Annotated in this window: 1 protein-coding gene; it reads left to right on the top strand. The window is 56.6% G+C overall.

The annotated features are described in order from the left end of the window. Positions 1 to 53 precede the first annotated feature (53 nt). A protein-coding gene (locus tag C5N93_RS00005; RefSeq protein ID WP_301231972.1) for an IS3 family transposase occupies positions 54 to 1,276 on the top strand; the annotation gives its coding sequence in 2 pieces (ribosomal slippage) (positions 54 to 419 and positions 422 to 1,276; 1,221 coding nt in all). The last annotated feature ends 36 nt before the right edge of the window (positions 1,277 to 1,312 follow it).

Raw genomic sequence — 1,312 nt, 5'->3', positions numbered from 1 at the left:
TGTCCCGTCCTGAAATAGGTTGACACTTTTTCGTTGAAACGAGGAGGTGGCAAATGGAGCAAGGGATTAAGCGGACACAGCGAGACTACAGCCTGGCTTTTAAGCTGTCAGTGGTCGAGCAAGTAGAAAAAGGCGAGTTGACCTATAAGCAGGCGCAACGTCGTTACGGAATTCAGGGGCGTTCCACGGTGCTGGTATGGTTACGCAAGCACGGTTTGCAGGATTGGGTTGATCCGTCCGGCCGCGCGTCGTCAGCCACTGCCATGCCCAAACCGGAATCCAAACCGCTCACGCCCGAGCAGCGCATCAAGGAACTCGAAGCACAACTGCATGAGGCCAACGAGAAGGCCGCGCTGTTTGAAGCGGTCATCGACGTGATGCGCAAAGACTACGGCGTCACCATAAAAAAGCCCTCGGGCAGGTCCTCGCGCAAAAGCAAGTCGCAAAGCTAAGCGTCGAGCGAGCCTGCCGTTACATGGGTTTCAGCCGCCAAGCGTATTACAAGCATTGGCGTCGCGAGCGGCACCGCACGGCCCAGGCCATTGCGGCTTGCACACTGGTGCAAAGCGTTCGACGTCGCCAACCTCGGCTCGGCACACGCAAACTACATCACATGCTCGGATCGACCTTTGCCGAGCAAGGCATTAAGCTCGGGCGAGATCGATTATTCGAGGTCTTGCGCGACGCCCGCCTGCTCGTTGCGCCCAAGCGGGCTTATCACAAGACCACCCAGAGCCATCACCACTTCCGGCGGCATCCCAACTTGCTCAAACCCGGCCCGGATCAAGTGAGCCCAAGTGCGCCGGAACAAGTCTGGGTGGCCGACATCACGTATCTGCCTACCGCGGGAGAGTTTGTCTACCTGAGCTTGGTGACCGACGCCTTCTCTCGAAAAATCGTCGGATACCACGTCCACGACAGCTTACAGGCCGAGCATGTCAGCCAAGCGCTCAAGATGGCCCTGCAAGCGCGCCGATCAAGCCAGCCGTTGATTCATCACTCCGACAGGGGCGTGCAGTACTGCTGCACTCACTATCAGGATATTCATCGCAAGCATGGGCTTACCTGCTCAATGACCGACGGCTACGACTGCTATCAGAACGCACTGGCCGAACGAGTCAATGGCATCCTCAAAAACGAGTTTCTGTTGCATCGCCCCGTTGACCTCAAGCAAGCCGTCAAAATGGTGAGACAGTCCGTGCACATCTACAATCACGAACGACCTCATGCGGCCCTGAAATACAAAACGCCCGATGCGGTGCATCGGGCGTTTTGAATGACTTTTTCTGTCAACCTATTTCAGGACTTGACA

Source organism: Pandoraea sp. LA3, assembly GCF_022696215.1.
In the GTDB taxonomy this organism is placed as follows: Bacteria; Pseudomonadota; Gammaproteobacteria; order Burkholderiales; family Burkholderiaceae; genus Pandoraea; species Pandoraea capi.
The sequence above is the reverse complement of the archived record's forward strand: the minus strand, read 5'-3'. Positions and strand labels throughout refer to the sequence as shown.